This window comes from Ectothiorhodospira shaposhnikovii (assembly GCF_016584105.1).
GTDB classification, from domain to species: Bacteria; Pseudomonadota; Gammaproteobacteria; order Ectothiorhodospirales; family Ectothiorhodospiraceae; genus Ectothiorhodospira; species Ectothiorhodospira shaposhnikovii.
Map to the genome: position 1 here is coordinate 1 of NZ_NRSM01000019.1, position 26,432 is coordinate 26,432.

Sequence of the window (26,432 nt, forward strand, 5' to 3'; positions counted from 1 at the left end):
GGTTACGGACTGCCGGACTTCGCAGAGGAACTCAACTACGGGGTCGATCTATCAACCATCTGAGGGTGGTATCAGGTTGGTGGGGTGAAGGTGCCCCATCAACCATTAAATCCGTATACCCATAGTTTTCCTCGTATCCCGTGTCGCCATCGTAGAGATAGGGGTAGGCACGGAAGACGCTGATCCTGAGTCGGGCCAGCTCAGGTAGCCAGGGGGTGGCCTGAGGCCCCGCCAGGCGCTCGATGTGCAGGGTGCTGGACATGACGATCCCGGGTGTTCTGTCAAAAAATGATTGGACTCGCCCCCGCATGGGGGTTCACCGTCGCTCTCTTATCCTGTCCAGTCTGGCAATATGGAGCGACATGTTCAATGGTTTGCCGTGGAGTCCGTGTGTTCCCGTGGAAAAAAAGACATCCGTGAATGAAGGCGGCGCACAACTGAAGGCATCCATTGGCCCGGCGGGTGAGTGCATCCTCGTGCTGGCCGGTCGCCTGGACGCCTATACGGTGGGCCCGCTCTGGCCCCGTGCCGGACGCATGTTGCAGGATCATGCCGACACGCCGGTGCGGGTGGATCTGGCGGCGGTGGACTACTGCGACGGTGCCGGCGTGGCCCTGTTGCTGGACCTGCTGCGTCAGACCCGGGCGCCGGGGGCGGAGGTGACGCTGGTGAATGTGCCGACCAAGGTGGCGCAGTTACTGGAACCCTTCGATGCCAGCGCCCTGGCCAGCCCGTCCCGGACACGCCGTCCACCCGGACTGGGGCGGCGCCTTGGAGATGGGGTCCATGACCTGGGGCGCGACCTGTATAACCATGTGGTGTTTGTGGGCGAGGCCGCGGCCGCCCTGGCCCACGGTCTGGCCCACCCGAGCCGCGTGCGCTGGAAGGACGCCCTGCGCATCGCCCAGGAGGCCGGGGTCAATGCCCTGCCCATCGTTGCCCTGATTGCCTTTCTCATGGGGGTGATCCTGGCGTTTCAGTCCGCCGTGGCGATGAAACAGTTTGGTGCCGAGATCTTTGTCGCCAACCTGGTGGCACTGTCCCTGTTCCGGGAACTGGGTCCGCTGATGACGGCGATCCTGCTGGCGGGCCGTTCCGCTTCCGCCTTTGCCGCCGAGATCGGTACCATGAAGGTCAACGAGGAACTCAACGCCCTGACCACCATGGGGCTGGATCCGGTCCGTTTTCTGGTGGTGACCCGGGTGATGGCGGCGGTGATCATCGCGCCCTTGCTGACCATCTTTGCGGACCTGGTGGGGCTGATGGGCGGGGCCATGGTGATGATGACCTTCGACGTGCCCCTGGTGGCGTTCATGAACCAGGTCAGTCATGCGGTGTCGCCGGGAGATTTCCTGGGCGGCCTGTTCAAGGCCACCGTGTTCGGCCTGGTCATCGCCGGCGTGGGTTGCCTGCGTGGCCTGGAAACCCGCACCGGCGCCTCCGCCGTGGGGATTTCCACCACCCGGGCGGTGGTCAGCGCGATCATCCTGATCGTGGTTCTGGACGGCCTGTTTGCCGTGATCTTCTTCCATCTGGGGATCTGATGCACTCCGACTCTCAATCGCCACCGCCGATCATCCAGGTACGGGACCTCACCCTGGGGTTCGGCGGCACGCCGCTGCTGGAGCATCTGTCCTTCGATATTGCGCCGGGCGAGATCTTCGTCATTCTGGGCGGTTCCGGCTGCGGCAAGAGTACCCTGCTCAAGCACATGATCGGACTCTACGAGCCCATGGCCGGAGAGGTGGTCATCGGCGGCGAGGTCTTCACCGGCACCGAGGGCCAGGCCCGTCGGGATATCCTGCGGCGCTTTGGTGTCATGTATCAGATGGGGGCCCTGTTCGGCTCCATGACCTTGCTGGAAAACGTGCGCCTGCCCCTGGAGGAGTTCACCGGCCTGCCCGACGAGGCCATGGATCTGGTGGCTCGCCTCAAGCTGCAGCTGGTGGGTCTGGCCGGGTTCGAACAGCACATGCCGGCGGAGATTTCCGGTGGGATGCAAAAGCGCGCCGCCATCGCCCGGGCCATGGCACTGGACCCGGACATCCTGTTTCTGGACGAGCCTTCCGCCGGCCTGGACCCCATCACCTCGGCGGAACTGGATCAGCTGATCCTGCGCCTGAGCCGCATTCTGGGCATCACCTTCGTGGTGGTGACCCACGAATTGCCCAGCATCTTCACCATTGCCGACCGGGTGATCATGCTGGACAAGGAAACCCGGGGTATCCTGGCACAGGGCGATCCCGCCCATCTGCGGGACCACAGTGAACACCCGTGGGTGCGTCGTTTCTTCAACCGTGAAGCCACGGAGGCATCGTGAGTAGTCGTGCCGGTTATTTTCGTCTGGGATTGTTCATCGTCGGTGCCTTTGCCGCCACTGTCGTGATCCTTCTGGCGCTGGGCGTGGGGGCATTGCTCAGGCCCAGGTTGATGATGGAGACCTATTTCGACGGCTCCATCCAGGGGCTGGACGTGGGGGCGCCCATCAAGCTGCGTGGGGTCACTATCGGCGAGGTGAGTCAGATCAGCTTCACCTACGCCCATTACCAGAAAGAGTTGCCTGTCGCCGACCGTGCCCAGTATGTGATGGTCAGGGGCTGGTTGCGTCCGGACCTGCTCAGTGCGTCCATGAGGGACGCGGATATCAAGGATGAGCTGGCGCTGTTCGTGGAAAGGGGGCTGCGGGTACGCATGACCAGCCAGGGGGTCACCGGCATCAACTTTCTGGAGCTGGATTTCTTCGATGCGGGCACCTTCACTCCCGTGGTCATCGACTGGACCCCGGAGTATCTGTATATCCCCTCCGCCCCCAGTACCATGACCCAGTTCCTGCAGTATGCGGACAACATCATGCGCCGCGTGGACAGGATGGACGTGGAGTCCATCCTGCACAACATCGAGCGTTTCACCATCAATCTCAACGAACTGGTGGAAGGGGTGGATACCGGCCAGTTGATGCGGGAACTGACCGGCAGCCTGGAGCAGACCCACGACATCCTCAAGCGGGTGCAGCGCCTGGCGGATTCGCCGCAATTGGCCCGGATTCCGGAAGACCTGGGGGCAACGGCACAGAATCTCCGGCGCTTGTCGGAGTCACCCGAGATCCGCCAGTCGCTGGAGGGTCTGACCCGCTCTCTTGATCAGCTGCAGGGCACCGTGGGACGCGCCGACGACCTGATTGCCGGCCATGAGCAGGACATTGCTGCCTCGCTGGACAACCTGAGGGCCATGACCGACAACCTGCGGGCCCTCACCGAGGATCTGCGCCGCCATCCGGGGGCGATCCTGAATCGCCCCCCTGAACCCACCGAGCTGTCCCGATGATCCGGAGCCTGACCATGTCTCAACTCACCAAGGCCCTGTTGCTGCTGGTGCCGGCCCTGTTGATGACCGCCGCCTGTACAGTGAGCCTGGACCGCGATCCCCCGGTTCGCATCACCTATCTGATGGAAGCCAAGCGGCCGGCCGAATCGGTGCGTGAGCCCATCGACGGCAGCCTGGTCATGGGGACGGTTCGTGTGGCACCGGAGTTCTCCACCCGAGGCCTGATCTACCGCATGGATGACACCCGGTATGTCTCCGACTTCCATCATGACTGGTTTGCCCCGGTACGGGATCAGGTCTACAGCACGGCCCGGGACTGGTTGCATGACGCCCGGGTGTTCCACACCCTGTTGCCGCCCAGCCTGGCCCGGGAAGCGGACTACCGCCTGGATATTCTGGTCAACACCATCCATGGCGATCTGCGGGATGAGCAGTCTCCGGCGGCGGTGCTGGAACTGCAGGCCTACCTGTCATCCCGGGGACAGGAGGGAGAGCGTCGTATCCTGCTGGCGTCCACTCTGCAGTCCCGTCAGCCGCTGTCCGAGGCCACTCCGGCCCAGGTGGCCGCGGGCCTGTCCCGGGGGCTGGCGGATATCCTGACCCGGCTGGAATCGGAACTCGTTCAAGCCTTGCCGTAGAGCGGGCAAAGCATAACGACCACCCACAGGAGGACGGAGGATGTATCGAGCCATCGTACTGAACAAGACCGAAAGCGGCGTCGAGGCGAAGCTGGAATCCCTGGATGAGCAGGCGCTGCCGGAAGGCGATGTGACCGTCAGGGTGGCCTGGTCCACCCTTAACTACAAGGACGGCCTGGCGATTACCGGCAAGGCCCCCGTGGTCCGCCACTATCCCATGGTCCCGGGGGTGGATCTGTCAGGCACGGTGGAACACAGCGATCATCCCCGCTGGCAACCGGGTGATCGGGTCATTCTCAATGGCTGGGGTGTGGGGGAAGCTCACCCCGGCGGTCTGGCCGAGAGGGCGCGTCTCAAGGGAGACTGGCTGGTGCCGTTGCCGGAGGCCTTTGACCTGCGCCAGGCCATGGCCATCGGCACCGCCGGCTACACAGCCATGCTCTGTGTGCTGGCCCTGGTGCGTCAGGGGGTCCGGCCTGACCAGGGCGATGTTCTGGTGACCGGTGCCGGAGGTGGTGTGGGCAGCATCGCGGTGATGCTGCTGGCGGGGCGCGGCTACCGGGTGGTGGCATCCACCGGGCGGCCGGGGGAGGCGGCATACCTCAAGGGCCTGGGTGCGGCGGAAGTCATGGATCGGGCGGAGCTGTCGTCCCCCGGCAAGCCCCTGGGCAAGATTCGCTGGGCCGGGGCAGTGGACACGGTGGGCAGTCATACCCTGGCCAATGTGCTGGCCTCCACCTGCTATGGCGGCAGTGTGGCCGCCTGCGGGCTGGCCCAGGGCATGGATCTGCCGGCGACCGTGGCTCCCTTCATCCTGCGGGGTGTCAATCTGCTGGGTGTGGACAGCGTCTACACACCCATGGAGCGGCGTCTGGAGGCCTGGGAATGCCTGGCCCGGGAACTGGATCCGGAGCGGCTGGCGGCGGCCACCACGGAGGTGGCGCTGGCAGAGGTGATTCCGCTGGCTGAACGGATCCTGGCCGGACAGGTGCGTGGACGCACGGTGGTGGACGTCAACCGCTAGGGACACGGGGAAACTGGATTTCGATCCGGGTCCCTTCATCGAGGCGGGACTCGATCCACATGCGTCCCTGGAGGCGCTGGGTCACCCAATAGGCCTTGGTCAGGCCGAAGCCCCCGCCGTAGGTTCTGCGGTTCTGCACGTTATCCGCCCGAAAACCGAGCTTGACGACATCCTGGATCTGTCCGGGGGGAATGCCGACGCCGGTATCCTCCACCACGAAGCGGATTCTTTTGCCGTCATCATCCAGGCCTGACAGGATGCGCCCGCCAGGCGGGGTGTACTTACGCGCGTTGGCCATCAGGTCCCGTATCACGTCCTTGAACACGGCCGGCATGAATATCTGGTCGCCATCCCGGCTGGTGGTATCAAATTTCACCAGATAGTCACGCTCTCCCTGTTTGGCGATGTTGTGCTTGATGCCGAAGCTTCCGTTGCTTTTCTGCTCCATCACCTGGAACAGTACCGCCAGATCCTCCCTGAGCAGTTCCAGGTCATGCCATTGCCAGATCATCGGAACACCGGCGCGGGCCGTCAGTTCCTTGACCCGGGTCTTGAAGACCGACATGACGGCGGCAATGTTGTTCAGGCATTCCTGGGCGTCAGCGGTGGGGGTGATGTCTGCCACGGCAGTCGCAACCGCCTGCTGGATTTCCCGATGGATGGCGTCAATGTCCTGAACCCAGAGCCTGGCTTGAAACGGGTCTTGCAGGGCCCGGGAGAAACCATGCACGGTGTCGATGCCCGGTCTGAGCAGTTGAGGCCGGTCCAGATGGAAGGCCAGCAGATCCATTTCCGCTGAAAGTACGTTGAGCACGTTGAGAAAACTGTGCAGATCCACCAAGGCTTCCTGCTCCGGTGTGAGATTCAAGGCCTTGATGATTTCTACCACAACGCGATACGCCTCCCCGTGACGTGGCTGACAGGTTCAGGGTGTTGGATACAGTCTGGCGATGCCGGAAGGAAACGAAATTCCGGTCATCGGCCATTCCGCTGCCTTCGTCTTCAGTGTCGGTCACGATACCGTGAGCAGTGTCACATTTTAAAGGGAGGTATTGGATCCGTCATCTTCCGTCACGCCCATCCTGTTACTCCCGTTTCCGTCCTGTCCTGTCCGTCAGGAAATAGGAAAATCCCAAGAGATCAATGATCTCCGGGCACCGGGACTCCGTTCCCGGTGCTTGCGGGATACTCAATTATTCCCGCATCTCTTCCACGGCTTCCTCCGCGGCCTCCGCGGCGTCATCGATCTCACGACCAGCCTTTTCCGCCGGGCCCGGCTCATCCACGGCATCGCCGACGGCTTCCGCGGCATCATCCAGCATCTCTTCCGTGGATTCCACGGCGTCCTCGTAACGTTCCTGGGCTTCTTCCATCACCTCATCCACCGTTTTGCCAGCCTCTTCGGCGGGACCGCGGTCGGAACAGCCCGCCAGGAAGGCCAGGGGAAAGATGGAAAGGGCGGCGATAACTGTGTGACGGTGCTTCATGCAAACCTCCTACACGATTGCTTGGGTAACGAATCCATTGACCAAAAGATGTCTGGGAGGATCCTGTCTCAAGGACAGGAAACCCATGTCTATGGATTCCTCCACGCAGCTTATGTTCCGTTGACCTGGATTCCGTGTCCTGTCTCAAGCTTTGAGCGAGAAGTGGTGATTTGGAGCGTCATTGGCATAATGGCCGGTATGTCTGACACGACTTCTTCCCTGGGATTGGCTCCCCTGTCCCTGTTTTTCATCCTGCTGGGCGGTGCCTTGGGCGGATTGCTTCGCTACTGGATGACTGCGTGGGTCAGTTCACGGATGGGGGATGCCTTTCCCTGGGGCACCCTGCTGGTCAATGTCAGCGGTGCCTGTCTGATCGGCATGGTTGCCGCCTGGGTGTTGCCTGATGGTCTGGGGGGAGGTCAGGTCAATGTCTGGGCATGGCTGGTGGTAGGGGGTCTGGGCAGCTACACCACCGTTTCCTCTTTCAGCCTGCAGACCCTGATCCTGCTGCGCGGCAAGCGCCCTCTGCGGGCACTTTTCAACGTCCTCCTGTCCGTTTTCTTGTGCCTGGGCGCCGCCGCACTGGCGTATTCCGTCATGCGGTACCTGCTGGAACGGGGAAGCCCTTGATGCGTGACCGATACCGGATCTGGCTGGCCGTGGCCCTGGGCAGTGGTCTGGGGGCCGTGTCGCGACATCTGGTGGCGGTGGCCGCATTCAGCGTATTGGGGCCGACCTTTGCCTGGGGTACACTGGCGGTGAACCTGGTGGGTTCCTGGCTCATCGGTATCTATGCCGCCCTGACCGAGCCGGGTGGTGCCCTGGTGGTGGGGCCGGCCATGCGCCAGTTCGTGCTTGCCGGGTTTTGTGGGGGATTTACTACCTTTTCCGTTTTCAGTCTGGAGGCCCTGATCTGGTTGCAGCAGGGACGGCCGGGATTGGCCGGGGCCTATGTGATCGGTTCCGTGATACTGTGGATCACGGCCGTCTGGACAGGCTACGCCCAGGGTATGTGGATCAATGACCGTCAGACGCGTTCTGGATAAGCGATTGCGGATTGATGCCATTTCGTGAATAAAAGGTGTTGACAGCCTGAAACAGATCTGTAGAATACGCGCCATCAAGTGACGCGGGAATAGCTCAGTTGGTAGAGCACAACCTTGCCAAGGTTGGGGTCGCGAGTTCGAGTCTCGTTTCCCGCTCCAGTTTTTTGATTTGCAGATTTCAGTTGGTATCTGTAAGTCGCTTGAAATGTATTAAAGGGGCCTTTTGGCCCTTTTTTCGTTTCAGTAAAATGGCTGTATTCCACTATCCCGGGATCGGCCATGGGAGAGGAGCATAGCTTTTCCTGGATCAAGCCAGGGCCGCTTCTTCATGCTTAATCCCAAAAGTGACTGCGGGCAAGGGCCTCGTCGCTGTCTGTAGGAGTGGGGGGTTGCCAAACGCAAGGCATCTGGATAGAATTCCCGCTTTATTTGCCGATTCCCATGGCTGGGTGGCAGAGTGGTTATGCAGCGGCCTGCAAAGCCGTGGACGCCGGTTCGATTCCGACCCCAGCCTCCAGATTATCCTCGATATTCGTGGTTATCGCAGAAAGGCCCGCTTTTAGCGGGCCTTTCTGCGTTCATGGGGGCGTGACGGAGATTAACCATGGACTCTGGTAAATATGTGCTGGCATCCTAAGCGAGCTATAAACAATGCATTCCCGCGCCAGTGGGAGTCCAGTCACGGACTGGAAATTCCGGACTCCCGGGTCGTGGGAGTGACCACGGGGCCCCCCGTGGGTGGTGGTTTATCCTTCAGCTTGCATTGATCAGTATGGATACGATGGATCCGGGATGAACCACAAGGATCCAGGTGGTTTCCAGTCAACACTGGGGTGAACGGAAATTGCTCAAGAAGATTCGTGTAGAAGACCTTAGATTAGGCATGTACATCACGGAATTCTGCGGCTCCTGGGTGGAACATCCTTTCTGGCGTACCCGCTTCCTGCTATCCAATCCCAAAGACCTCAAGTCTATTCTGAACAGCGGTATCGAAGAGGTCTGGATTGACAGCAGTCGGGGCGATGACGTCAGCAGTGCCGCAGCGTCTGAATCCATGGAACTGTTTCAGGGCAGGGTGGAAAGCAGGGTGGGTAAGGTTGCCGTTGCCGGCGATCATCTGCAGTCCTCTACCATGGAAGACGAGCTGGTTCAGGCGCGAAAAATCCTCCATCTGTCCAAGAATGCCATGGCGGAAATGTTTTCCGATGCACGCATGGGTAATACCGTGGACATGGGCGTGGCATGTAATATCGTCGAGCAGATATCCAATTCCATCGTTCGCAATCCCTGTGCCTTGATCAGTCTGAGCCGGCTGAAACAGGCGGATGAGTATACCTACATGCATTCGGTGGCCGTTGCCGCCCTGATGATGGCCCTGGCCCGAGAGTTGAAATTCGACGAGGTCGGCGTCAAGGAAGCGGGCATCGCGGGACTGATGCACGACCTTGGCAAAGCCGTGATGCCACTGGATATTCTCAATAAGCCAGGCAAGTTGACCGAGCACGAATTCGGCATCATGAAGGCGCATCCCGGGCAGGGCGGTGAAATGCTGCTTTCCCAGGGAATCCCCGCTGATTCCGTGACCATGGATGTCTGCCTCCATCATCATGAAAAGATGGATGGTTCAGGTTACCCACATGGCCTGATTGGTGATCAGATCAGCACGCTTGCAAAGATGGGGGCGATATGTGACGTCTATGATGCAATTACATCAGATCGCCCCTACAAGGATGGCTGGGATCCCGCCGTTTCCATACAGAAAATGATGAGTTGGTCAGGCAGCCATTTCGATCCTGTTGTCTTCCAGTCCTTCGTCAAGACCGTGGGTATTTACCCTGTCGGTTCCCTGGTCCGGCTAAGCTCCGGGAAGCTGGCTATTGTCATTGAACAGTCGGAAGGCTCTCTCCTGAGGCCCATCGTAAGAATGTTTTATTCCGTGAATCGGGCCCGGAAGATTTCTCCGGTTGTGATGGATTTGTCCCGTCCCGGGTGTGATGAATCCATTGTGCAGCGGGAGAATCCCAAGGATTGGGGGCTGTCGGATGTACATGTCCTTTGCTTTGGAGAGGAGTGATCCGGCCGGTTCAGATGATCGCCCGTGCAATGGCAATAATTCCGGCGATTCCCGATAGCCAGAGCACGGCGGGACGCAGCCAGTGACGGTCCAGAAAGCCCGTTAGCCGGCCGGAGATCCAGAATCCCACCAGGATGGCGGGCAGCAGTGACAACCCCAGCAGGATCTCTGTACTCCCGAATCGACCCAGCAGGGCGAGGGCGGTCAGTGACAGCAGACCGGCGGGCACGAAGATGGCCGACAGGGTGCCCCGCAGTCTGGGGCCGTTGACATTCTGGAAGGCCAGGGCCAGGGGGGGGCCGCCGATGGAGGTGATGGTGGCCATGAAACCGGACAGCCCCGCCGCGCCCACCAGATGGGCCGGTCGGGGTTCGGGCACCCGGTGCACCAGGCTCAGGGCCACGGCCAGCAGCACCAGACCACCCAGCAACACCCCCATGACATCTTCCGCGATGATGCCCAGCAGTGCGGCGGCCAGAGCAGTGCCGGCCAGACTGCCGGGCAGGGCCCAGGCCACGTCCCTTGGACGCACGGCGCGCCATTCCCGGGACAGGATCAGCAGCGGCAGGGTCATGCCGATGATGATCATGGGGGCTGGTATCAACTGGGGATGGATCAGATAGAGCAGGGGCGCTCCCAGCAGGGCCACGCCGTAGCCGATGCCGCCCTGGATGACGGCGCCGATGATGATCACGACGCTGGCCAGCAGCCACTGGGAGACGTTGAGGGGAAAGTCCATGGTGATGTCCCTACAGTGGCCTGACCAGGTCCCTGGCCACCGCCTCGGCCACGCGGATGCCGTCCACCCCGGAGGAGAGGATGCCGCCGGCGTAACCGGCTCCTTCGCCCGCCGGGTACAGACCCTTGAGGTTCAGGCTTTGCAGATCCTGGCCGCGGGTGATGCGCAACGGCGCGGAGGTACGGGTCTCCACCCCGGTGAGTACGGCATCGCCCATGGCGAACCCCTTGATCTGTCGATCAAACACCGGCAATGCCTCGCGCATGGCCTGGATGGCGAAGTCCGGCAGGGCCTGGGCCAGATCCGTGGCCGTGATGCCCGGTGTGTAGGAGGGTTCCACACTGCCCAGGGCACGGGAGGCCTGGCCGGCGAGAAAGTCCCCCACCCGCTGGGCCGGGGCGTGGTAATTGCCGCCCCCCAGCCGGTAGGCCAGGGATTCCAGACGCTCCTGAAACTCGATGCCCGCCAGCGGCCCATCGGGATAATCCTGCGCCGGAGAAATACCCACCACGATCCCCGCATTGGCGTTTCTTTCATTGCGGGAGTACTGACTCATGCCATTGGTGACCACCCGCTCCGGTTCGGACGTGGCGGCCACCACGGTGCCGCCCGGGCACATGCAGAAGCTGTAGACCGATCGACCATTGCCGGCGTGGTGGACCAGCTTGTAGTCGGCCGCCCCCAGCTTCGGATGCCCCGCATACTTGCCCAGACGGGCCTTGTCGATCAGGGACTGGGGATGTTCGATGCGAAACCCCACCGAGAACGGCTTGGATTCCATGAATACCCCACGGGCGTGGAGCATGCGGAAGGTGTCCCGGGCGCTGTGACCCAGGGCCAGGATCACATGACGGCTCGGGATCTCTTCCCCATCCTCCAGCACCACCCCCCGCACGCCGCCATCTTCCATCAGCAGATCAGTGACCTTGCTCCGGAAACGCACTTCGCCACCCAGGGCCTTGATCTGTTCCCGGATGTGCGCCACGACGCCGGTGAGCCGGAAGGTGCCGATATGGGGTTTGCTGCTGTAAAGGATCTCTTCCGGCGCCCCGGCCTTGACGAACTCCTCAAGCACCTTGCGCCCGTGGTGCCTGGGGTCCTTGATCTGGCTGTAGAGCTTGCCGTCGGAAAAGGTCCCGGCCCCGCCTTCACCGAACTGCACGTTGGATTCCGGGTTCAGGATCTCGTTGCGCCACAGGCCCCAGGTGTCACGGGTGCGCTGACGGACCTCGGGACCCCGTTCCAGCACGATGGGCCTGAAACCGCCCTGGGCCAGGATCAGGGCGGCGAAGATGCCGGCGGGACCAAAACCCACGATCACCGGACGCTCCCGCAGACCTTCCGGTGCATGCACCTCCGGCCTGTAGCGCATGTCCGGGGCCGGACCCACATGCCGGTCCTCGGCCAATTGCCGGAGCAGGTCCGCCTCGTTGCGGACTTCCACATCCACCGTATAGATGAACTGGATCTCGCTGTGTTTCTTGCGGGCATCGTAGCTGCGGCGGAACAGCCGAAAGGTGATCAGGTCCGCTGCATCGATCCCCAGGCGCCTGATGATGGCCTCGCGCAGGGCCGCGTCGGGGTGATCCAGGGGCAGCTTGAGTTCAGTGATGCGCAGCATGGGAGATTTCGCTATCGGAAGAGGTGGCAGGGGCGGAATTATACCCGCCGGATTTCACCCATGCGCCGGTGCAGCCAGGCCAGTCCCAGCAGCGACAGCCCCAGCCCCATGAAGGAGGCCACCCGCCACAGGCCGTCCAGGCCCGACAGGTCCACCAGGAACAGCTTGGCAATGACGATGACCAGCAGGGCCATGCCGGCCCGGTACAGGCGGATGCCGCGCCAGTAACCACCGGCGACAATGGCACCCGCCGCCAGGATCAGCCAGGCCGCGGAGTAGGTGTAAAGTTCGCCGTTGCCGGTGGGCAGGGTGATGGACAGTGCCCCCTGCTGCCAGAGATGGCGGATCTCCAAGGTGATGAATAGCCACAGGCCCAGGCCGGCGATGGCCAGCGCGACGGGACGAAAACGCGCTTCGTGGTAGCGGGCCACCAGCAGGGCCATCATCACCGGCAGGCCGTAGGCCAGGAGCAGCAGATTGGCGATGGGGCGGGTGGCGACGGTTTCCTGTCCCCACAGGGGATTGAGGATCGTGACCGCCAGGGCATAGCTGCCCAGGGCCATGAGCAACAGGAGCCTGGAGCAGAGCCGGTAGAGACCTGCCAGTGTCCGGCTGTGCCGGGCCCGTTGCCGGTAGGTCAGGGCCAGGCCCGACCAGAGGGCGGCGTTGATGGCGGCTTCCGTGAGGCTGTAGCGGGCAATGAAGATATCGCCGTCGTAGAGCTGGTAACGGACCTCGGCCCCCAGGGTGAGGACCAGCAGATGCAGGGCGCCCGCCTCCAGCCAGCGTTGCAGATCGGGCCGGGATCGGGTCTGCCAGGCGGCCAGGGCACAGAACAGGGTGGCGCCGCCGCCGGTCCACAGGGACCAGTGCAGCTCGGGCGGATAGCTCAGGATCCAGGGATTGAAGGTGAGGCGGATGACCACCAGCACCAGGATGCCCTTGATCAGGGTGTCCAGCCAGGGCAACTGGTAGCGCTTCATCACCCAGGCCAGGGACAGCAGCTGGGCCGACAGGGCCAGGGTCAGTCCGGCCTCCCGGAACATGACGGCCGCGGCCAGGGAATAGGCCAGATGCCCACCGATGACGAACCAGACCCCGGCACCGGCCTCACCCCGGCGCCGCTCCAGACGCCAGGTGGCAATGGCACCGTAGATCATGCCCGTCAGCAACAGGCCCGCGGCCCAGCCCGGTGAGCGGGACAGGTCTTCGGTCAGCAGATAGGCCAGGGCCACCCAAGCCAGCGGGGAGACGAAGGCCAGGGCGGCCCAGGGGTGGGAAAAGCCCCGTGCCCGCAGGTGCAGGGTCGCCATGACCGCATAGAGCAGGGCCATGAGCGCGGCGAATTGCAAAAAGGCCGGCTGCAGATCGGCGTCAATGCCGATCAATCGATACTGCCCGCCTATCCAGTCCAGGACCATGGCGGTGCCCATCCATGCCAGCCACTGTACGCCCAGGGTCATCCAGGGCAGCCAGCGCAAGCTGTCCCGATGCCGGGCAGCCAGGGCCAGCAACAGTACCATCGGCCCCCATTGCCACAGGGCCTGGGCATCAAAACCCTGTTGCTGGATGGACAGACCCCAGGCCAGGATGATGAGTGTGAGGGTGATCTGGTCCAGCCGGAACACCCGGCCAAACAGGGTCATGGGCTGGTGTCCGGGCCGGGTATCGGCGGGCTCGCCGCGATCCAGGCGCCAGTCGAAGGTGGGGATGGCCAGCACGCCCCAGGCCAGCAAGGCCAGATACAGGCCCCGGAATCCATCGGCCTGGGGGAGGGTCAGGGACAGCATCCACCAGCCCAGGGCACCGACCACCACGCCCCACCAGAGCCAGGTACGAAATATCCGCCGCAACAGCAGCAGGGCGGCGCCGCTGATGATCAGGGCGTAGAGCAGGGCGCTCAGGATATTGCCGCTCTCTTCGGACACCAGCAGGGGAACCCCATAGGCGCCCACCAGACCCATGGCCGCCAGGGCAGGGCCGTGGAGCAGGGACTGCATCATGGTGAACAGGGAGACCAGGGCCAGCAGGACGAAGACCAGCCTGGGGTCCATGAGCCCGTACAGGTGCAGGGCGGCCAGCAGGGCGGCGTAGAGGGTGATGCTGGCGCCGCCGGCCAGGGCGGCGATGGACGGGTCCGGTCCGCTCCCGCGCCGCAGCCATTCGGCCAGGACGTGCAGGCCGATCCCGGTGACCAGTCCCATCATCACCCGTCCCCAGGGACCGAGCAGCCCGGCATCGATGCTGTACTTGACCATGAAGACGCCGGCCAGGGCCACGCACAGGCCGCCCAGCCAGATCATCCAGTGTCGGGACAGGTGCTCCAGCCAGGCCGGGCGTTCCAGTCCCCCGTTGGTGGACCATGAGGTATCCGGAGGTGGGGCGGATGGGGGCATGGCCGTGACCGGTTGCGGGTCCGGCGTGGGTGTCTCAACCGCCTGATCGGGTTCAGGGGGCGGGATCGGTACCGTGGATTGCCGGGCGGCCAGTGCCTGTTCCAGCCGGAAGACCCTTTGCCGCAGGGCGCGTACGTGAAAGAAACCCACCCAGCCCAGGACGGCGCCGATGACGACACCCAGAAACAGAAGAAAGAAAAACAGCGAAAGCAGGTCCAGGGCGGTCATGGGATGTGGATTCAGTCCGGTGCGGCGATGATGGTCAGGTTTCTGCCTTCGGATTTGGCCTGGTAGAGCGCCCGATCGGCACGGATGATGATCCTGTTGAGATCCTCGTTCAGGCCGGCTTCCGCCACGCCCAGGCTGATGCTGAGTTGTTCCAGTGGTGGAACCCGTAGTCGGCTTACCTCATCCCGCAGACGTTCTGCCAGCTTTTTGGCCTCCTGCAGATCTGTGTCCACTGCCATCACCATGAACTCCTCGCCACCCCAGCGGGCAATGACATCTTTGCATCGCACCGTTTCCCTGAAAGTATCCGCCAGTCTGCGCAATACCTTGTCGCCCATGTCATGACCGAAGCGGTCATTGATCATCTTGAAGTGATCCACATCCATCAGAATGATGGACAGTGGCGTGGGGGTACGCTGGCGGCGGGCTGCTTCCCTGGCAAGGCATTCCTGCATCCAGCGGCGGTTGGACAGTCCTGTCAGTGGGTCGGTTCGGGCCAGTCTCTGAACTTCTTCCAGCACTTCCCGCAGGCGCTGATTGACGATTTCAAGCTCGTCCCTGGCCTGCTTTTCCTGCTGATACTGTCGCTGCCGGGCCAGGGTGGCGGCGAAATTTTCCGCCGCCAGGCTGAGCATGGCCCGCTCGGTGGTGGAGAAATCCCGCTCTTCTTCGATGTCATCAAACCCCACAAATCCCAGCAATTCCCCATCCGTGACCAGTGGATGCAATATCATGGACCGGATACCCTGCATGGCCAGATGTTCTCTGCTGCCGGTCATGGCGGGCGGCAACTCGTTCAGACTGGTGACCACGAAGGGTTGGCCCTGATCGAAGCGGTGTATCAGTCCCGGCAGGCTGTCAAAGGGGACATGCTGAAGTTCTTCGCGGTAGCCCTGCACGCCTGGGGCGCACCATTCATGGGTATTGGTCCAGTATCGTTCTTCCAGATTGTTGCTGAACAGGTAGGCCCGATCCGCGTCCATGAATTCGCCCAGGATTCCCAGGCATTCATGCAACCCTTCATCAATCTGTTCCAGTCGCAGGCGTGCGTTGGCGGTGGCCAGCCGGGCGCTTGCATCATGAAACCGGTTGAATTCCTTGAGGACTTCCGCCTTGCGCACGGCCTGCTGGTTAAGGGTGGACTCATGGATGTCGATAAGTGAGCCCGCAACCCGCAAAGGGCGGCCATCCGTTCCCCGCAGGGTATTACCGGTGGCGCGAAACCAGCGATAATGGCCATCCCGGCATTTCAGGCGATATTTCAGGTCGTAAGGCGTCTTGTTTTCCCGATCCAGCAGATGTTTCTCGAAGGCGCCCAGGGTGTAATTCCTGTCGGCCGGGTGAAGACGTGATGCCCAGCTATCCAGGCGATTGGGGAATTCTTCCTCGTTTTCGAAACCAAGAAGCCTGCGAAAGCTTTCCGACCAGAAAAAGACATTGTCCGGATTGAGCGGGTCTTCTTCCACCACGGACATGTCCCACAGCCCCACGCCAGCATAACGGCAATACAGCCCGAGACGCTGTGCATCCACGCAAAAACTGGTCTGAACATGGCCTGAATCACGGAGCCACTGTCGGTATGCGGGCGTTTCCGTACAGGGCCTGAAATCAGGCAACGGGTCTCTTTCTTCTTTGCCCACATCACCCTCCTGTGGATGGGTATGCGCGTTCAACCAAATTGGGTGTCGAAGCCTGCCGACAGATTGGCTATGTTATGTTTTCCTTACCATGATGGCCTGACGGAGATGCTTGTTGTCAGGGCTGCGGGAGGTTGGGGCAGTGCATTTCTCAGGCGGAAGACCGCAACCGCCGAGGACAGGCGTTCCGCCTGCTCCTCCAGTGATTCCGCGGCGGCGGCGGCTTCTTCCACCAGGGCGGCATTTTGCTGGGTGACAGTGTCCATCTGGGTCACTGCCAGGTTGATCTGTTCTATGCCCTCGCTCTGTTCATCCGAGGCCGCCGCGACTTCCGAAATGATGTCCCTGACGCGTTTGATGGAAAGTATGATCTCTTCCATGGAACGACCGGCATCATGGGCCAGCCGGGTACCGGTTTCCACGATACCGATATCTTCCCTGATCAGGGCCTGTATCTCCTTCGCGGCCGTCGAGGAGCGCTGGGCCAGCGTCCGGACTTCGCTGGCCACCACGGCGAAGCCACGTCCCTGTTCTCCCGCCCGCGCCGCCTCAACCGCGGCATTGAGCGCCAGGATGTTGGTCTGAAAGGCGATGCTGTCGATGACGTTGATTATGCTCGTCATCTTTTCGGCGCTCTGGGACAGTTCGCGCATGTTCTCGATCGCAAGCATCACTTTCTGCCCCCCGGTTTCCGCCTGCGTGTTGGCCTGATCTGCCAATTGACTGGCCCGCTGGGCGTTGTCCGCATTTTGCCGAACCGTACTCATCATCTCTTCCATGCTGGTGGCGGTTTCCTCCAGGCTGGCGGCCTGTTCCTCGGTGCGCTGCGACAGGTTGGAGTTGCCCGCCGAAATCTCGCTGGTTCCGGTGCTGACGCTCAGGACTGTTGCATGGATTTGCTGGATGATGTCGGAAAGTCTTTCCGCGGTCGTATTTGCCGATTCCGCGAGCACTTCAAGATCGCCGTCGTACTGTCCTTCGACGCGCAGACGCAGATCCCCTTGCGCCTGGGCGATCATGACGGTCTGAATTTCCTGGATCGCCTTGTCAAGGGCGGTCAGGGAGCCGTTGATCATGTGCTTGAGTTTCTGCATCTGTCCGGCGGCGTCCGCTTCGACCCGGTGACTGAATACTCCGGCTGCGACCTGTTCCATCACGCTGATGATACCCCGTGTGCTCTCATCCAGTGAATGCATCCCGGTGGCGGCGTTTTCCAGCATCCGTCGATACTCGCCCTGTACCTTGCCAGGCTCAATGGACACGCTGAATTCACCTGCCCGCACGGCCTGCATGACTTTGGACAACTCGGCCATGGTCAGTTGGATGGTTTCGGCGCTGTTGTTGAAGCTTTTCTTCAGGGTGTCGAGATCGCCGGCATAATCGCCGGTGATGCGAGAACTGAAATTGCCGGCGGCCAGGGCGCCAATGGCCGTGTTCACCTCGCCAAGGGCATTTCGCTGGGATGTGAGCAGGTCATTGAAGGACGTGATCACGGCGCCGATTTCATCCTTCCCCTGATAGCTGACCTGGTCATTGAAATTGCCTGTCCGTCGCACCCGTTCCACGGAATCAACCAACAGAGTCAGCGGTTTCGTAATTCCCCGGGTAATCATTACACCCAGCAGAGTGGCGATCACGGCGCCGATGATCATGGCCGCAAGACTGATCCCTTCCAGCCAGCGAGCCTGGGAAAGGCCGTCATCCACTTCCCTCGCTGCTGCCTCCATGTTGAGTTGCACCAGTCGCTCCAGCGCATCGAAAGCGATTTCCTGATGACGCAGAGTCGTCTCTCCCATGGTGAGTACGGCAATCTGGTTCCAAAGTGAGGAGACATCCTCCTCCGGGCTCGTTATCCGTGCCTCATCCAGATCCCGGTGCAGTGCAAGTATGGTGTTGTTGGCCTGAAGCCAGTTGGGCAGAGTGGTCTGGAATGCTTCCCAGGCTGCTGCCTCGTTCTCGGTCTTTGGCAAGGCGTTATAACGGTCCACCGCTTGTCGATAGTTGTCGCGGCCGTCCTCAATGGCCCGGTACTGCACGGCGCGCGATTCCTGGTTGGCGGTTTGATCCATCAGGGTGCGAAAACTCGTGACCACCTCACCGAGTGCCACCTGCATTTCCAGTACCGTTTGAACCGAAGGAAGCCGCAAGGTGCCCAGTTCATTGATGGTGGATTCACTCTTGACTGCCCCCAGAAAACCCAGACATCCCAGGGCAAGGGCTATGAGCGCAACCGAGGTGAACCCGGCGGAGATTTTTGCTTTGATCGACATCATGGGGCCATCCTGGTAGTGATTCCGGAAATCGGTGGTGTGCTTATCGGGCAAGCCATGGGTTGGGGGTGCCCTTGATAATCCTCAATATACAAGATTAAACGAGCGTCTTGCGAATCACGGGCGCTTCCACGGACCGGGAAAAAAGATCGGGATGACGTGGGGGATGTTATGTTTCCGCGCAGATATCATTGAGCTCTTAAGTCATGTTCAAGAATCCCGCTCTTGAGGTTCGGGCCAGGCCCTTTTTTGCATTGATGATAGTGATGTCCGCCGGTCTGGTGATGGGTGCCCATCCCCTGTGGGCAAAGGGTGAGGGTGAGAATCTGCTTGACCAGGCACAACGGGACTATGTCGCGTCCCGGGGTGTTGTGCGGTATTGCGTGGATCCCGACTGGGCGCCCTTTGAATATATTGATGCCGGGGGAGCACATCGGGGCATCGGGGCCGATCTGCTCAGACTGGTGGCGGATCGGGTCGGGTTGACCCTTGAGGTCCATCCGACCACAACCTGGGAGGGGGCCCTGGAGGCATCGCAACGGGGGGACTGCGCATTTCTCAGCCTGCTCAACCGGACGCCGGCCCGTGAATCATGGCTACGCTTTACCGAACCCTTGCTGATTGATGAAAACGTCATCATCACCCGGGAGGATCACCCCTATGTGGTCAGTCTGGATCGATTCGACGGCGAACGCCTGGCCATTCCTGCCGGTACCGCGGTGGAGGAGTGGGTGCGTCGCGATTTTCCCCGTCTGCAGCTGATACTCACACAGACCGAAAACGAGGCCTTCCAACTGGTGTCCGACCGCCGGGCGGACATGACCATCCGCTCCCTGATCGTGGCTGCCTACACCATCCGCAAGGACGGCTGGTTCAATCTCCGCATCTCCGGTATGCAGGCCGACTACGTCAACCACCTGCGCATCGGCGTCCATCTGGATGATCCCCTGTTGCATGCCGTACTCGATGCCGGGGTGCGTAGCATCACTCACAGCGAACGGGAAGCCATCATCAACCGGCATATCAATGTGGTCAGGCATGAGGTGGAGGTGATCGAAAAGTCCATCTTCTGGCCGTTGCTGGGTGTGCTGTTGGTGGTACTGCTGACCAGCGGGTTCTGGATTCTGCGCCAGCGTACCCTGAACCGGCGCCTGAGCCAGCTCAACCTGTTGCTGGAAAAGGCGGCCACCACTGACCCGCTCACGGGTATTCACAATCGTGCCCGCCTGATGCTCTGTTTCGAGGAAGACAGCCTGCGTGCCCAGCGTAGCGGACGCCCCTATTCACTGGCGCTGTTCGATATCGATCACTTCAAGCGCATCAATGATACCTGTGGGCATGTGGTCGGCGACCAGGTGCTCCGGGAGGTGGCCGACCTCATGGCCCGCAAGGGGCGTGGCAGCGATCGCCTTGGCCGTTGGGGTGGGGAGGAGTTCATGATGCTGTTTCATGACAGCGACGTACAGGCGGCCATGGAGGCGACGGAGCGCATTCGCGCCGATGTGGCGGCGCATGCCTTCTCCCATGGCGAACAGGTCACCATCAGTGCCGGTGTGGCGCAGTGGCGACCGGGGGAGACCCTGGTGCAACTGATGGAACGGGCGGACAAGGCTCTGTATCGCGCCAAGGATGAAGGACGGAATCGTGTTTGTCGGGACGCCATCCCTGTCTAGCCCATGCCGGCCCGTGGTTTTCAACAGAAAGCGTGGACAATCCTGTGGATAATGTCGGGATACCTGCCTGAATGCCTTGAAGGACATGGCGCCCTGAACGGATTGGTTATTAAATGATCAATCCGTTCAGGGACTCAAGCCCGCAGCGTTCTTTTCAGGGTGTTTCAAGCTGGAATGAAATGGTGGTGACTACCCGTATCTTCTTGATTTCAGGCGTATAGTTGTCCAGGTCTTCAATGCTGAACAGACCCTGGGTAGCGGTCAGGATGCCGCCCACCCGGCTGCCGGAATCCTGGGCAAACTGCTCGGCCGCGCGTCTGGCATCCCGGGTGGCTTCGGCCACCATGTCCGGCTTGACCGCTTCCAGATCCGTGAACAGAAACTGGGGCCGGTGCTCATAGTTCTGGGTCAGGGCAACGCCGGCCGTCACCAGGGCGCCGGTCTCTCGCATGGCCTGGCTTACCTGGCGGGCATCGTCACTGCGTACCAGCACTACCACGTCCGCTCCGAACCGGTGGGACGGGCGACGTTCCCCGTAGAAGTTCTGCTCCCGATCGGTGATGGTGGGCGGCACGATCTGTATCTGCTCCCTGTCAAACCCCTGGTTGAGCAGAAAGTCGATGACCTGACCTCGCTGGCTGTCGATGCTCTGTTGCAGCTCATCCAGTTGCTGCGCCTGGATCTGGAACACCAGGGGCCATAGGACCAGGTTCGCGGGAATTTCCCGTTCCGACAGGCCCCGTACCGTCACCTGCCGATGGGCGCTGGTGATCTTGTCGGCGGAGGATGTCATGCCCAGGCGCACCTGGGAGCCCAGCAGGGCCGGCCCCAGGATCAAACCCACGCAGGCGAGGGACAGGGCCAGGATGGAAACCAGTAGAAGCGGACGTTCTTTCATCGTGTATCTCCTTGAGAAAACCGGAACTCGAGGTAAAAAGTCAGGCGGATGCAGGCGGATTTTTTTATTTCATAAAACCATATAAAAAAAGATATTTAGAACTTTATAGAACATTCTGTGGTCACAGTATTCCGGTATCAGGTCGGTATCTTCGCCGTGTGGATCCATCCGCATTAATGCTGGTCCACGCCTTGCACTGAGAGGATCAGGGTCATGCTGTGGTTCGCCATCCTTGTATCGATCGTGACCATTATGGTGGGTGTGTGGTCCAGTTGTCTCTCGTCCCAGTGGTCACGGGTGTCCTCGGTTGCAACCCCCCGGGATCTCTTCTGGGTACGACTGCTGGGCGTCTCCTTGACGCTGTTCATTCTGGAGCGGATCTGGCGGGTGGAGCAGGCGGGACTGATTCTGGGAGTCGTGATCTGGTGGCTGGCACTGGGACCGATCATCGCCTTCGTTTCGATCTTTGCGGCCATGGGCCTGAGAGAGACGGTGCTCGCCATTCTGAATACGGAACGCCGGGGGGCCCGTTAATTAATGAACGTATGCATTGAGGCGATCCTGTCACGAACCGGAGGGGCGGGTGGTTCTGGGGCATCCGGGTCGGCTCGCCCCGGTCATGTCGGTATCGGGGGCGCCGAACAGGGCCTTGACGACCCTGCAGTCGGCCACACAGCCGTTGCAGGACTGGGATACGAGGCTGCGCAGCTGGCTTGCCATTGACTGCAGGGCGGCAATCCGGTTCTCGATGTCCTGCAGATGCCGGGATACCAGGGAATCCACCTGACTGCAGTCGTCCCGGGGGCGTTCGGTCATGGCCAGCAGATCCTGAATTGTCTTCAGGCTCAGGCCGAAATCGCGGCTGTGACGGATGAACCTGAGTCGTTCCAGGCCGGCCCTGGAGTAGTACCGATAGCCGTTGCTGCCCCGCAGGGCGGGTTCCATCAGTCCAAGTCGCTCGTAGTGGCGGATGATCTCCGGAGAACACCCGCTCAGGCGGGCCAGCTCGCCAATCTTGATGCGGTCTTTCATCGGCATTGACCTTGTCACGTTTACAGGGTTTATCGTAGTGAACCACAGGGGTCGGCACAATGCCGACTTCTTACGGAAAGCGGCCCCGTTCGAGGTTGCCGGAAGGTGGAGCAAGCACTATGAAGGCCTTACAGGAAACCCTGTCCATTGCCTTGGCCGCAGCCCCATGGTTGCTGCTGGGCCTGACCATGGCCGGACTTATCAAGGCCCTGATCTCGGAGAAGATGCTCGGTAAGACACTGGGGGGAGGCGGGGTAAAGCGCATCTCCCTGGCGGCGGTGGTGGGGGCTCCGCTACCCCTGTGCTCCTGCGGCGCCATCCCGACGGCCCTGGCCTTGTACCGGGGAGGCGCGGGACGGGGCCCGGCCACTGCCTTTCTCATCGGCACCCCGGGCGTGGGTGTGGATTCGGTGGCGGTCACCTATGCCCTGCTGGGGCCTTTCATGGCCGTGGCCCGGGTCCTGGGCACTATCACCACCGCCATTGCCACCGGACTGCTGGTGGCCGCCACCGGCAAATCACCCGCAAGGGCCGCGGCAGGCAGCGCCAGCTGCCAGGGATCGGGATGCTGTGGCGATGCCCACTCACACCCGCACGAGACAGATCAGGCCCACCAACCCCTGGGCCAGCGTCTCAAAGGGGGATTGGCCTTCGCGTTCAATGACGTGTTGGATGATATCGCCGTGTGGTTGGTGATCGGTCTGGTGGCTGCCGGCATCCTGATTGCCTACGCCCCTCCTGAGACCCTGATGGCCCACGGTAGCGGTCTGCCGGCCATGCTGCTGGCAGCCGTGATCGGCATCCCTTTGTACCTGTGTGCCACGGCGGCGACGCCGATTGCGGCAGGCATGATCGCCAGCGGCATATCCCCCGGCACGGCACTGGTATTTCTTCTGGCCGGGCCCATCACCAGTCTGGCGACCCTGGGGGTGTTGCGTCGGGAATTCGGTGGTATGGCCCTGATTCTCTACCTGACGGGCATCCTGGCGACGTCCGTGATCATCGGCCTGCTGGTGGATGCCTGGGTGCGATGGATGGAACTGGATCTGATCGCCCAGATGGCGGCGGTGCGGGAACTGCTTCCGCCATGGCTGGAATGGCCGTCGCTCATTCTGCTGCTGATCTTGATGTTGCGTCCCCTGGGTCGTCGGCTGGTGGGTCTGGCACAGGCGCATTAACCGGTTACCGATGAAAAACGCTCCTTTCCCGCACACTAAGGAATCACCCGCACCCGACCCGGCGTACCTCTGAGGAGGACTGCTGCTGCAGGGCGCGAAGCAGATCCAGCCCCTGTGGCCACGGGCCGAAGCCGGAGGCCACATTGATGTGCCCGGCGTTGCCGATATTGATGACCGGCATGCTCCATCGTGTGGACCAGGGAAGCAGCTTGGCCATGGGCATCCAGGGATCATTGGTGCTGGCCACCACAAGGCCGGGAAACTCCAGAGGACGTGACGGCAACCGGGAGGCCAGGCTTTCAGCCGTGTCTGATGGTGCTCGCGTGCCGAAGAGGGAGAACCGGTCCGGGTCCGCCGGCGCCACCAGCATGACCCCGGCCACCCGGGAGGACAGACGGCTGGCGGCGGTGACCGTCGCCAGGCAACCGAAACTGTGCGCCACCAGCCAGACCGGTCCTGTCGAACGGGTGATCTCGTCACCCACGGCCTGTGCCCAGCGGGACAGGACCGGGGATTCCCAGTCGATACCGGTGACCCGGCGGGCATCCGGAAGCACTGATTCCATCCAGGTTTGCCAGTGTTCGGCTTCACTGCCGTGAAAGCCGGGTACGATCAGCGTGGTGTGGGCCATGACGATGCTCCTGAGCGATCCTGGCCCTGACTCTACAGAGATTTATGAATGTCAATAAAGAATTAATTTTTATCTTTTAATTCTATTTTTGAATGTATGAGATCCCTGATGGAAGGCTGCATTCCGGACGCAGGGACCGGTATGATCGCCCAGTGACAATCACCATCGCATGTCCCCGACCGTGTGGCATGCCCCGGCCGGCAAATGAGTGCGGATGATGACAAGGGACTATCGGCTCGAGAAGGCAGGGTGGCCAGGGGGCATGTTCCTGCTGATTCTCCTGCTTCTGGCGCTCTGGCCCAGCCCATCCCTGGCGGTTGATCCTGGCTGGCCTGAGCCGATCGGGGTGGCCGGACAGGAACGCATCCCCCTGGCACCGCACAGCGCGCTTTACCTGGACACGGCCCGCCACGTCACGCCGGAGGGCCTGCTGGCCCATGGCAGTCCTGGATTCACCAGGCCTGAAACCCGCTCATTCAACCTCGGCATGGCGCCCGGCGTGCTCTGGGTGGCCTTTGCGCTGGCTGATCCGGACCCGCGCCCACGGTTGCTGTCCCTGGACAATCCCCTGTTTGAATCGGTGAGTCTGTTTATCATGGGTGAGGGCGGGGCCTGGAGCCTGGTACCTCGGCATCAGGTCGTGGGCCGGGATGGTCGATTGCGCCCCGCCTGGCGACATACCTTTTACATCGCCGCCGATGGACCTGCTCACTATCTGCTTCGGATCGAAACCGGCCAGAACCTGCGTTTTCACGGAGAAATCCAGACCCTGGAGGGGCATTATGCCCAGGCGACCGGTTTCTGGGTGTTGCAGGGAGCCTATCACGGCATCATCCTGGCCCTGGCGTTGTATAACCTTTTCCTGCTTTTCAGCCTGAGGGATGTCAGCTACGCATGGTACGTGGCCTTCATTCTCTCTACCGCCGGTTATTTCTTCTTCCAACGAGGGCTTCATCTGGAGCTGTTTCCGGAGGTGGCGACCCAGACCACCCATCTCTTGATGTTCCTGTCCGTGGCGCTGCTGTCGCTGTTTGCCCTGGAATTCACCCGGCGCTTTCTCGGCACCCGGCGACGGGATCCCGCATGGGATCGGGGGATGCGTCTGGCCTTGCCGCTGCCCTTGGTCGGGACATTGCTGTATCTCTGGACCGGGCCTGCGGGCAGTGTACTTTTCTTCTCGCTGGCGGTACTCATGATCATGCTGCTGGTGGTGGGCGCCACCCTGCGCGCGATCCATATTCATCAGTTCCGGCCGGCGATATACCTGCTGCTGGCCTGGGCGGTCATGCTGATCGGGACCTTGCTTTTCATCCTGGCTGCTCTGGGCGTGTTGCCCAATAATCTGTTCACCTACTATGCCGTCCAGGGGGGATCGGCCCTGGAAACCGTATTGCTGTCACTGGCCCTGGCGGACCGGATTCGAGGGTTGCAGGCCGAACGGGAAGCCCTGGTGCGCCGGGGCAATCAGCTTGAACGTATCGCCTTGCTGGATGAACTGACCGGTCTGTATAACCGCCGTCATCTTGAACACAGGTTGCCGGATCTGGTCTCCCAGGCGCAGCGCCTGGGAGACCCCCTGTCGATGGTGATCATCGATGCGGATGATTTCAAACAGGTCAATGACAATCATGGTCACCCGGCCGGCGATCAGGTGCTGATCCGCATGGGCCAGACTCTGGCCGATACCGTACGCAGGGGTGATATCGTCTGCCGCTATGGTGGAGAAGAGTTCGTTGCCCTGCTGCCGGGGACTGACGAGGCCACGGCGTTGGAAATTGCCGAACGCATGCGCCTGTCGGTGGCCCGCATGCCCAATCCGTTCAATCGGGAAGGTGGGCCGCAGACCATCAGTATTGGTCTGGCTGCGTTACGACCGGAGGAAACTGCGCAGACCCTGTTTTTGCGGGCGGATCAGGCACTTTACGCAGCCAAGTCCGGGGGAAAGGATCGCGTGGTGGTGGGATAGCCGATTGCAGGGCGCCCGGACCGGATCAGCCAGGAAATTCGCCATCCACGTAATACCAGCGCCCGTCGATGCGCAGGAACTGACTGCGCTCATGCAGGCGGTGCCCCTTGCCGCCGACCCGGGAGCGGGCCACGAATTCCACCTCGCCGCGCTCATCTTCCATGCCACCTCCCGCAGTGCCACGGATGCTCAGACCCAGCCACTGCTGGTGATCATTCAGTTCCAGCTCTTGGGGACGGTGCTTCGGATGCCAGGTGTTCAGCAGATAGTCCGTGCGCCGCTCCACGAAGGCGGCGTAGCGGGAGCGCATCAGGGCCTGTGCCGTCTGGGGGATGGCATCCCCATCCAGAAAAGGACCGCAGCAGCGTGCGCGAATGAGACCTGAACCACAGGGGCAGTGATTCGGGGGCGACCTGTGTTTTGCCATGTCGATTCTCCTGGGGTGGGCATGGTTGGATAATCCGTGCGGCAGAGGGCTGTGAGATTGTCCACAGAAACCGTGGACAATCCTGTGGACAATCTCGGGATACCCGCTTGCAAGCCTTGAAATACAGGGTGGCTTTCACTGTG

Annotated in this window: 24 protein-coding genes and 2 tRNA genes; 14 read left to right on the plus strand and 12 right to left on the minus strand. The window is 61.5% G+C overall.

Features of this window, described 5'->3' with window-relative positions; all coding sequences use genetic code 11:
* Window positions 1-31: 31 nt before the first annotated feature.
* On the minus strand, window positions 32-262 hold the full coding sequence (locus CKO35_RS18470; RefSeq protein WP_420870758.1) for a hypothetical protein: 231 nt from the start codon (window positions 260-262) through the stop codon (window positions 32-34).
* A gap of 100 nt (window positions 263-362) precedes the next feature.
* Here CKO35_RS18470 and CKO35_RS11480 point away from each other — a divergent pair, with 100 nt between their 5' ends.
* Genes CKO35_RS11480 through acuI form a run of 5 tightly spaced genes read left to right on the plus strand, consistent with a single transcriptional unit; the run spans window position 363 to window position 4,986 of the window.
* Entirely contained in the window at window positions 363-1,544 is a 1,182-nt protein-coding gene (locus CKO35_RS11480; RefSeq protein ID WP_242467156.1) for an ABC transporter permease, read from the plus strand.
* Window positions 1,544-2,320, plus strand: a complete 777-nt coding sequence (locus tag CKO35_RS11485; RefSeq protein WP_200176232.1) for an ABC transporter ATP-binding protein — start codon at window positions 1,544-1,546, stop codon at window positions 2,318-2,320. Before CKO35_RS11480 ends, CKO35_RS11485 begins: the two co-directional genes overlap by 1 nt.
* A complete protein-coding gene (locus CKO35_RS11490) occupies window positions 2,317-3,324 on the plus strand; it encodes an MlaD family protein (RefSeq protein WP_200176238.1) in 1,008 nt (335 codons plus the stop codon). Before CKO35_RS11485 ends, CKO35_RS11490 begins: the two co-directional genes overlap by 4 nt.
* A 14-nt stretch (window positions 3,325-3,338) precedes the next feature.
* Window positions 3,339-3,962 carry a PqiC family protein gene (locus CKO35_RS11495; RefSeq protein ID WP_200176240.1) on the plus strand — a complete coding sequence of 208 codons (624 nt, stop codon included), beginning with the start codon at window positions 3,339-3,341 and terminating at the stop codon, window positions 3,960-3,962.
* A 40-nt stretch (window positions 3,963-4,002) separates the two neighbouring features.
* Window positions 4,003-4,986, plus strand: a complete 984-nt coding sequence (acuI, locus tag CKO35_RS11500) for an acrylyl-CoA reductase (NADPH) (protein WP_200176242.1) — start codon at window positions 4,003-4,005, stop codon at window positions 4,984-4,986.
* On the opposite strand, the gene CKO35_RS18355 is transcribed toward acuI, so the two are convergent.
* Both CKO35_RS18355 and CKO35_RS11510 read right to left on the minus strand, forming a co-directional pair.
* Window positions 4,976-5,875: an ATP-binding protein gene (locus CKO35_RS18355; RefSeq protein ID WP_200176244.1), complete on the minus strand. Its 900-nt coding sequence runs from the start codon at window positions 5,873-5,875 to the stop codon at window positions 4,976-4,978. The genes acuI and CKO35_RS18355 overlap by 11 nt on opposite strands.
* Window positions 5,876-6,179: 304 nt before the next feature.
* Window positions 6,180-6,473 carry a hypothetical protein gene (locus tag CKO35_RS11510; RefSeq protein WP_200176246.1) on the minus strand — a complete coding sequence of 98 codons (294 nt, stop codon included), beginning with the start codon at window positions 6,471-6,473 and terminating at the stop codon, window positions 6,180-6,182.
* 198 nt (window positions 6,474-6,671) lie between these two features.
* Between CKO35_RS11510 and CKO35_RS11515 the strand changes: the two genes are divergently transcribed.
* The 5 genes from CKO35_RS11515 (at window position 6,672) to CKO35_RS11535 (ending at window position 9,593) form a co-directional block, all read left to right on the plus strand.
* Complete coding sequence (locus CKO35_RS11515; RefSeq protein WP_200176253.1) at window positions 6,672-7,103, plus strand: CrcB family protein; 432 nt, start codon at window positions 6,672-6,674, stop codon at window positions 7,101-7,103.
* Complete coding sequence (locus CKO35_RS11520) at window positions 7,103-7,519, plus strand: fluoride efflux transporter FluC (protein WP_200176255.1); 417 nt, start codon at window positions 7,103-7,105, stop codon at window positions 7,517-7,519. The genes CKO35_RS11515 and CKO35_RS11520 overlap by 1 nt, the downstream gene beginning before the upstream one ends.
* 83 nt (window positions 7,520-7,602) lie before the next feature.
* Window positions 7,603-7,678: transfer RNA gene (locus CKO35_RS11525), tRNA-Gly, on the plus strand.
* A gap of 284 nt (window positions 7,679-7,962) precedes the next feature.
* Window positions 7,963-8,036 (plus strand) — tRNA-Cys (locus tag CKO35_RS11530).
* 327 nt (window positions 8,037-8,363) lie between these two features.
* Entirely contained in the window at window positions 8,364-9,593 is a 1,230-nt protein-coding gene (locus CKO35_RS11535) for an HD-GYP domain-containing protein (protein ID WP_200176257.1), read from the plus strand.
* A gap of 10 nt (window positions 9,594-9,603) precedes the next feature.
* On the opposite strand, the gene CKO35_RS11540 is transcribed toward CKO35_RS11535, so the two are convergent.
* The 5 genes from CKO35_RS11540 to CKO35_RS18240 form a co-directional block, all read right to left on the minus strand.
* Window positions 9,604-10,332 (minus strand): sulfite exporter TauE/SafE family protein, encoded by a 729-nt coding sequence (locus CKO35_RS11540; RefSeq protein WP_200176259.1) that lies wholly within the window; start codon window positions 10,330-10,332, stop codon window positions 9,604-9,606.
* 10 nt (window positions 10,333-10,342) lie between these two features.
* On the minus strand, window positions 10,343-11,953 hold the full coding sequence (locus CKO35_RS11545; protein WP_200176261.1) for an NAD(P)/FAD-dependent oxidoreductase: 1,611 nt from the start codon (window positions 11,951-11,953) through the stop codon (window positions 10,343-10,345).
* 38 nt (window positions 11,954-11,991) lie between these two features.
* Window positions 11,992-14,577 carry a DUF2339 domain-containing protein gene (locus CKO35_RS11550; protein ID WP_200176262.1) on the minus strand — a complete coding sequence of 862 codons (2,586 nt, stop codon included), beginning with the start codon at window positions 14,575-14,577 and terminating at the stop codon, window positions 11,992-11,994.
* 11 nt (window positions 14,578-14,588) lie between these two features.
* On the minus strand, window positions 14,589-16,109 hold the full coding sequence (locus CKO35_RS11555; protein ID WP_200176268.1) for a diguanylate cyclase: 1,521 nt from the start codon (window positions 16,107-16,109) through the stop codon (window positions 14,589-14,591).
* 191 nt (window positions 16,110-16,300) lie between these two features.
* Window positions 16,301-18,487 (minus strand): methyl-accepting chemotaxis protein, encoded by a 2,187-nt coding sequence (locus tag CKO35_RS18240; protein WP_200176270.1) that lies wholly within the window; start codon window positions 18,485-18,487, stop codon window positions 16,301-16,303.
* A gap of 263 nt (window positions 18,488-18,750) precedes the next feature.
* Between CKO35_RS18240 and CKO35_RS11565 the strand changes: the two genes are divergently transcribed.
* Window positions 18,751-20,157, plus strand: coding sequence for a diguanylate cyclase (locus tag CKO35_RS11565; protein WP_200176276.1), 1,407 nt, complete (start codon window positions 18,751-18,753; stop codon window positions 20,155-20,157).
* A 154-nt stretch (window positions 20,158-20,311) separates the two neighbouring features.
* Here the strand turns inward: CKO35_RS11565 and CKO35_RS11570 are convergent, their stop codons facing one another.
* Window positions 20,312-21,055, minus strand: coding sequence for an SIMPL domain-containing protein (locus tag CKO35_RS11570; protein WP_242467157.1), 744 nt, complete (start codon window positions 21,053-21,055; stop codon window positions 20,312-20,314).
* A 213-nt stretch (window positions 21,056-21,268) separates the two neighbouring features.
* On the opposite strand from CKO35_RS11570, the gene CKO35_RS11575 reads away from it, so the two are divergent.
* A complete protein-coding gene (locus CKO35_RS11575; RefSeq protein WP_200176278.1) occupies window positions 21,269-21,589 on the plus strand; it encodes a hypothetical protein in 321 nt (106 codons plus the stop codon).
* 30 nt (window positions 21,590-21,619) lie between these two features.
* Here the strand turns inward: CKO35_RS11575 and CKO35_RS11580 are convergent, their stop codons facing one another.
* Complete coding sequence (locus tag CKO35_RS11580; protein ID WP_242467158.1) at window positions 21,620-22,093, minus strand: MerR family transcriptional regulator; 474 nt, start codon at window positions 22,091-22,093, stop codon at window positions 21,620-21,622.
* Between the two features lie 113 nt (window positions 22,094-22,206).
* Between CKO35_RS11580 and CKO35_RS11585 the strand changes: the two genes are divergently transcribed.
* Window positions 22,207-23,265 carry an SO_0444 family Cu/Zn efflux transporter gene (locus CKO35_RS11585; protein WP_200176283.1) on the plus strand — a complete coding sequence of 353 codons (1,059 nt, stop codon included), beginning with the start codon at window positions 22,207-22,209 and terminating at the stop codon, window positions 23,263-23,265.
* Window positions 23,266-23,308: 43 nt separating this feature from the next.
* Here the strand turns inward: CKO35_RS11585 and CKO35_RS11590 are convergent, their stop codons facing one another.
* Window positions 23,309-23,896, minus strand: a complete 588-nt coding sequence (locus CKO35_RS11590; RefSeq protein WP_200176285.1) for an RBBP9/YdeN family alpha/beta hydrolase — start codon at window positions 23,894-23,896, stop codon at window positions 23,309-23,311.
* Between the two features lie 262 nt (window positions 23,897-24,158).
* Here CKO35_RS11590 and CKO35_RS11595 point away from each other — a divergent pair, with 262 nt between their 5' ends.
* The gene (locus CKO35_RS11595; RefSeq protein ID WP_200176287.1) at window positions 24,159-25,862 is read left to right on the plus strand and encodes a sensor domain-containing diguanylate cyclase; all 1,704 of its coding nucleotides are present in this window, start codon (window positions 24,159-24,161) and stop codon (window positions 25,860-25,862) included.
* Window positions 25,863-25,887: 25 nt separating this feature from the next.
* Here the strand turns inward: CKO35_RS11595 and CKO35_RS11600 are convergent, their stop codons facing one another.
* Window positions 25,888-26,289: a YchJ family protein gene (locus CKO35_RS11600; RefSeq protein ID WP_200176289.1), complete on the minus strand. Its 402-nt coding sequence runs from the start codon at window positions 26,287-26,289 to the stop codon at window positions 25,888-25,890.
* Between the last annotated feature and the right edge of the window lie 143 nt (window positions 26,290-26,432).

What these genes read in the sequence shown, in the direction of transcription:
- CKO35_RS11595 (WP_200176287.1), top strand. Translation starts at nt 24,159, where the DNA reads ATGTTCCTGCTGATTCTCCTGCTTCTGGCGCTCTGGCCCAGCCCATCC.
- CKO35_RS11520 (WP_200176255.1), top strand. Translation starts at nt 7,103, where the DNA reads ATGCGTGACCGATACCGGATCTGGCTGGCCGTGGCCCTGGGCAGTGGT.
- CKO35_RS11495 (WP_200176240.1), top strand. Translation starts at nt 3,339, where the DNA reads ATGTCTCAACTCACCAAGGCCCTGTTGCTGCTGGTGCCGGCCCTGTTG.
- CKO35_RS11485 (WP_200176232.1), top strand. Translation starts at nt 1,544, where the DNA reads ATGCACTCCGACTCTCAATCGCCACCGCCGATCATCCAGGTACGGGAC.
- CKO35_RS11480 (WP_242467156.1), top strand. Translation starts at nt 363, where the DNA reads ATGTTCAATGGTTTGCCGTGGAGTCCGTGTGTTCCCGTGGAAAAAAAG.
- CKO35_RS11545 (WP_200176261.1), bottom strand. Translation starts at nt 11,953, where the DNA reads ATGCTGCGCATCACTGAACTCAAGCTGCCCCTGGATCACCCCGACGCG.
- CKO35_RS11515 (WP_200176253.1), top strand. Translation starts at nt 6,672, where the DNA reads ATGTCTGACACGACTTCTTCCCTGGGATTGGCTCCCCTGTCCCTGTTT.
- CKO35_RS11600 (WP_200176289.1), bottom strand. Translation starts at nt 26,289, where the DNA reads ATGGCAAAACACAGGTCGCCCCCGAATCACTGCCCCTGTGGTTCAGGT.
- CKO35_RS18240 (WP_200176270.1), bottom strand. Translation starts at nt 18,487, where the DNA reads ATGATGTCGATCAAAGCAAAAATCTCCGCCGGGTTCACCTCGGTTGCG.
- CKO35_RS11575 (WP_200176278.1), top strand. Translation starts at nt 21,269, where the DNA reads ATGCTGTGGTTCGCCATCCTTGTATCGATCGTGACCATTATGGTGGGT.
- CKO35_RS11580 (WP_242467158.1), bottom strand. Translation starts at nt 22,093, where the DNA reads ATGCCGATGAAAGACCGCATCAAGATTGGCGAGCTGGCCCGCCTGAGC.
- CKO35_RS18470 (WP_420870758.1), bottom strand. Translation starts at nt 262, where the DNA reads ATGTCCAGCACCCTGCACATCGAGCGCCTGGCGGGGCCTCAGGCCACC.
- CKO35_RS11540 (WP_200176259.1), bottom strand. Translation starts at nt 10,332, where the DNA reads ATGGACTTTCCCCTCAACGTCTCCCAGTGGCTGCTGGCCAGCGTCGTG.
- acuI (WP_200176242.1), top strand. Translation starts at nt 4,003, where the DNA reads ATGTATCGAGCCATCGTACTGAACAAGACCGAAAGCGGCGTCGAGGCG.
- CKO35_RS11590 (WP_200176285.1), bottom strand. Translation starts at nt 23,896, where the DNA reads ATGGCCCACACCACGCTGATCGTACCCGGCTTTCACGGCAGTGAAGCC.
- CKO35_RS11550 (WP_200176262.1), bottom strand. Translation starts at nt 14,577, where the DNA reads ATGACCGCCCTGGACCTGCTTTCGCTGTTTTTCTTTCTTCTGTTTCTG.
- CKO35_RS11570 (WP_242467157.1), bottom strand. Translation starts at nt 21,055, where the DNA reads ATGAAAGAACGTCCGCTTCTACTGGTTTCCATCCTGGCCCTGTCCCTC.
- CKO35_RS11565 (WP_200176276.1), top strand. Translation starts at nt 18,751, where the DNA reads ATGTCCGCCGGTCTGGTGATGGGTGCCCATCCCCTGTGGGCAAAGGGT.
- CKO35_RS11510 (WP_200176246.1), bottom strand. Translation starts at nt 6,473, where the DNA reads ATGAAGCACCGTCACACAGTTATCGCCGCCCTTTCCATCTTTCCCCTG.
- CKO35_RS11585 (WP_200176283.1), top strand. Translation starts at nt 22,207, where the DNA reads ATGAAGGCCTTACAGGAAACCCTGTCCATTGCCTTGGCCGCAGCCCCA.